The sequence below is a fragment of the Streptomyces sp. NPDC007162 genome, from assembly GCF_040634175.1.
In the GTDB taxonomy this organism is placed as follows: Bacteria; Actinomycetota; Actinomycetes; order Streptomycetales; family Streptomycetaceae; genus Streptomyces.
In genome coordinates this window covers 1-4222 of the sequence record NZ_JBEYFC010000660.1, presented here as the reverse complement: position 1 = coordinate 4222, position 4222 = coordinate 1, and the positions used below count along the sequence as shown (strand labels likewise).

Sequence of the window (4222 nt, the reverse complement as noted above, 5' to 3'; positions counted from 1 at the left end):
CGCCGGAGGTGTAACCGCCCTTGCGGCATATCGTCGACTTCAGGTTCGCCTGCGTGACGGCGGGGGAGACGGCGCCGGGCGTGCACCGGGGATCCTCCAGCGGTTCCCCGTGCTCGTAGCGGTAGTGGCACGAGCCGGCCGCCGGCTGCTGCTGAACGGTGTAGTGCTGCTGCGGACCCGCGCCCGTCGCGATGGCCCGCGCCGAGCCGGCCTTCCCCGGAGCCCCGGCCCCGGGGCTGCCGCTCTCGGACGGCGTCGACGCGCCGAGCGAGGTGGATTTGCAGCCCGCCAGCAGGAGGCAGGCGAACACGACGGGCGGTACGAGACGGCGGGCAGAGCGCATAACGACCCCTCAAAGGCAGGCGACGACTGAGGGGATACTCCCCTACCGGCTCAGGGCCCTACCGTCCGGGGCACCGCGCGAAAGACGCACCCGACGCACGGCGCGGGCCACCGCCGGGCGGCGTGAGCCCCCGAGGGACCGGCCGGCGCCGCGGAGCTGACGCTCCGTCACCCCTGCCGACCCGCTATTGCACAGCTGTGACAGCGAGCGCACAGCGCTGTCACCGGCTGTGGGGAGACTTCTTCCATCGCAGCGTCATTCACATGCCTGGGGGAACCCCGATGTCCGCTCGTCGCCGTAGGAACAGCAAAGCCGTCACCGTCACGGGCGTCGCCGCCCTGCTCGCCCTGTGCGGCGCGGCCGCCACCGCGACGGCCGCCCCGGCCGCCCGCGCGGTCACCGTGCCCAGGGGACTCACCATCAGCGACGGCACCCGGCACGTCCTGGTCAACGGCAAGTCGATCGACTTCGGCACCCCCGTCCGCGACCTGGCCTGGAACCCCAGCGGCAGCAAGGCCGCCTTCGTCGACGGGCACGGCGACCTCGTCGTCTCCGACCCCGACGGCAGCCACCGCGTCACCGTCGCCGTCAACCCGGGCGGGCAGACCTGGTCCCACCCCACCTGGCAGGTGACCGCCGCCGACCGGGCGAACCGGATCCCCGCCAAGAACAACCTCATCTTCTCGGCCAAGATCCACGGCAGCACGGTCCTGGAGGGCGTCAAGGCCACCAGCAACCACGGCAGGCCCGCGAAGATCAGCCTGAACGGCGACCCGGGCGACGGCGCCGTCCCGCAGACCGGCAACACCTGGCCGAACGTCGGCGGCAGCTACGGCACGTCCGTCTACGAGAACACCCGCAACGGCGAGGTCTACATCCGCGACGACTACCTGCGCCAGCAGGGCGGCGCGCTGACCAAGGGTTCCGAGCCCGCGCTCGCCCCCGACGAGGAAGAGGTCGTCTTCGTGCGCTCGGTGCACGGGCACGACCACCTCTTCGTCGAGGAGTTCGGCGGCTCGACCAACGTCGTCAAGGACGTCACCCCGGGCGCCACCACCGACTACACCGAGCCCACCTGGTCGCCGAACGGCAGGACCATCGCCTTCCGCGCCCCGACCGGCACGTACACCCTCACGAAGACCGCCCACGGCTTCGGCAGGCCGGTCAAGGTCTCCCAGCACACCGGCCTGCCCGCCTACCGCGGCTGACGCCCTCTACAGCGGCCGGCCGCCGCCGCCCAACCGGCCTCCCGAGCGGGCCAGTTCGGCCTGGAGCTCGGGCAGGTGCTGGTCGGCCGTGTCATGCGGCAGGTACTCGACCACATCGAGGAAACGGAACAGGACCTGGGTCCTGGTGACGGCGAACTCGTAGTCGTCGTACCCCACCACGGCACCCATCTCCCCCCGCACGGCGCCCCGGACGACATGCGCGGTCATGTCGTCCGGGTGCTGTGCCGTCAGCCCCCGGCGCGCGTTGGGGCGCGCCAGGTACGGGCAGACCATCGAGGCGTAGAGCATGCACGCGCGGTGCCCCGGGGCCTCCAGGGTCGCCGCCATGTTGCGGTACGGCCGTCCGGCGGCGAGCGCCTCGCGGATCGCCGCGCTCTCCGCGGCGCCGACCACCCGCCACACCGGCCCCCTGGGGATCAGGGTGTTGCAGACCGAACACAGCCGCTGCCGTGCGCACTCGGCGCTGCGCCCGTAGTCCGTGAGCGCGAACCGGGGTTCGCCGCCCTCCCACGGGGTGATGGCGGGTACCGGGTACCCGCGGCTGTCACGGGGCCGGGCCTCGACGGCCGCCGGCATGGGAACGGAATCGAATCGCACACCCCATGGTGGACCAGGCGGCCCCGCCGCCGCGAGGGTTGCCGGGTGTGCGTCAGCCGGCCGGGCAGCCGAACCAGTTCACCGTGGAGTGGTCGACGGTGTAGCCCAGGCACCTGACGGTCGTGTCGTGCACGGTCTCGGTGCGGTCGACCGCACCGGTCTGGTAGTCCGTCCGGTAGTGCGGCAGGACGAGCGTGTCGATCTCGACGGTGTACCAGCGGCGCTTCTCCTCCGGCAGGCTGCAACTGTGGCCGGTGATGTTGCGGCTGGGTCCCTGGTCCTTCCAGACGGGCCGTTCGGCGCGGTCGCAGTGTGCCTCCGCGGCACGGGCGCCCGCGGGTACGGCGCCGGTGCCGACCAGGGCCGTCATGCCGGTGGCCACCGCGGCGGTGACGCCGAGCAGGCGCTTGAGGGTGGGGTTCATCGAGTGTGTCCTCCTGCCGACTTGGGTGACGGTCCGGAGTCGCCAGTCACCTCAGTGCGATCGTCACATCTGTGGGGCGGTCCGGCTCGTCGGCCGGACACGCGCTCGCCCGACCCGGTGACGGCACCTCCTTGACCAGGTAAAGGGTTCGGCATCGTCGGTTCAACGGTCTTGATATGCGCATGACCTTTTCGATGGGATGCGCGAGACCACTCCGAACCACAGGGGGATCCATGCACATAGCCCTTACCGGGCGGGGCGTCGCGGCTGCCACGTCCGTCGCCGCCCTCGCGGTCACCGCACTGGCGACCGCCGCCCCCGCCGCCGCACCGCACACCCTCGCGGTGCCGGCCGCCGTCGGGCACACCCTGGTCCACGGCGTGAGCAGCCCGCTCTCCAGCGCCCAGTGCCAGACCAAGTGGCACATCAACTGCTACGGGCCGCTCCAGTACCGCACCGCGTACGACCTCAACCCCCTTTACCGCAAGGGGATCACGGGCAAGGGACGCACGATCGTCATCGTCGACTCCTACGGTTCCCCGACCGTGCAGCACGACCTCGACGTGTACAGCAAGCAGTACGGGCTGCCCAGCACCAAGGTGAAGGTGGTCAAGTGGGGGCACGTGCCCGCCTTCGACCCCAAGAACTCCGACATGACCGGGTGGGCGGGCGAGACCACCCTGGACGTCGAGATGGCGCACGCGGTGGCACCCGCCGCCAAGATCGTGCTGGTGGAGACGGCGGTCTCCGAGACCGAGGGCACCACCGGTCTGCCGGAGATGATGAACGCCGAGAAGTACCTGATCGACCACGGCGTCGGCGACGTCATCAGCCAGAGCTTCGGCGCCACCGAGAACACCTTCCCCGGCTTCGACAAGGGGAACTTCTCCAGCATCAAGAACCTGCGGTACGCCTTCCAGGACGCGAACCGCAAGCACGTCACCGTGCTGGCCGCCTCCGGTGACGGCGGCGCCACCGACCTCCAGGCGGACGGCAAGACGTACTACAAGAAGCGCGTCAACTCCTGGCCGTCCTCGGACCCGTTGGTCACCTCGATCGGCGGCACTCAGCTGCACCTGAACGACAAGGGCGAGCGCGTCAAGCCGGACAGCGTCTACAACGACTACGGCTCGGGCGGCGGCGGCCAGTCCCACGTGTTCACCCGCCCGTCCTTCCAGAACGGCGTGAAGAAGGCCGTCGGCACCCGCCGCGGCACCCCGGACATCTCGATGGCCGCCGCGGTCAACGGCGGCGCCTGGATCTACTCCAGCTACGACCCGACCGCCGTCGGCTGGGACGTCACCGGCGGTACCAGCGAGGCCACCCCGCTCTTCGCGGGCATCGTCGCCCTCGCCGACCAGGCGGCCGGCCACCGGGTGGGCAACATCCAGCAGGCCCTGTACCGCCTCGCCGCCCACGCCAGGGCGAACGGCATCGTCGACGTCAACGACGGCACCGACAACTCCTACCAGGGCGTGACCGGTTACAAGGCGGTCAACGGCTACGACCTCGCCACCGGCGTCGGCACCGTCGACGCCCTGCGCTTCGTCCCGGCCCTCGCGAAGGCGAGCCGCCACGGCTGACGCCCCTCGCGGTGCGCGGACGGCGGCCCGGGTTCCGTACCCGCGC

4 protein-coding genes and 1 pseudogene are annotated in these 4222 nt (G+C 71.2%); 2 read left to right on the top strand and 3 right to left on the bottom strand.

Going from position 1 to position 4222, the window contains the following annotated elements; genetic code table 11:
• Positions 1-343 (bottom strand): annotated as a pseudogene (locus ABZ646_RS41515) (hypothetical protein); the annotation flags it as partial.
• 281 nt (positions 344-624) lie between these two features.
• On the opposite strand from ABZ646_RS41515, the gene ABZ646_RS41510 reads away from it, so the two are divergent.
• Positions 625-1551 carry a hypothetical protein gene (locus ABZ646_RS41510; protein WP_360531440.1) on the top strand — a complete coding sequence of 309 codons (927 nt, stop codon included), beginning with the start codon at positions 625-627 and terminating at the stop codon, positions 1549-1551.
• A gap of 6 nt (positions 1552-1557) precedes the next feature.
• On the opposite strand, the gene ABZ646_RS41505 is transcribed toward ABZ646_RS41510, so the two are convergent.
• Both ABZ646_RS41505 and ABZ646_RS41500 read right to left on the bottom strand, forming a co-directional pair.
• Positions 1558-2148 (bottom strand): hypothetical protein, encoded by a 591-nt coding sequence (locus tag ABZ646_RS41505; RefSeq protein ID WP_360531437.1) that lies wholly within the window; start codon positions 2146-2148, stop codon positions 1558-1560.
• A 73-nt stretch (positions 2149-2221) separates the two neighbouring features.
• A complete protein-coding gene (locus ABZ646_RS41500) occupies positions 2222-2593 on the bottom strand; it encodes a hypothetical protein (protein WP_360531434.1) in 372 nt (123 codons plus the stop codon).
• A 233-nt stretch (positions 2594-2826) separates the two neighbouring features.
• Here ABZ646_RS41500 and ABZ646_RS41495 point away from each other — a divergent pair, with 233 nt between their 5' ends.
• Positions 2827-4176: a S53 family peptidase gene (locus ABZ646_RS41495; RefSeq protein ID WP_360531432.1), complete on the top strand. Its 1350-nt coding sequence runs from the start codon at positions 2827-2829 to the stop codon at positions 4174-4176.
• Positions 4177-4222 lie beyond the last annotated feature (46 nt).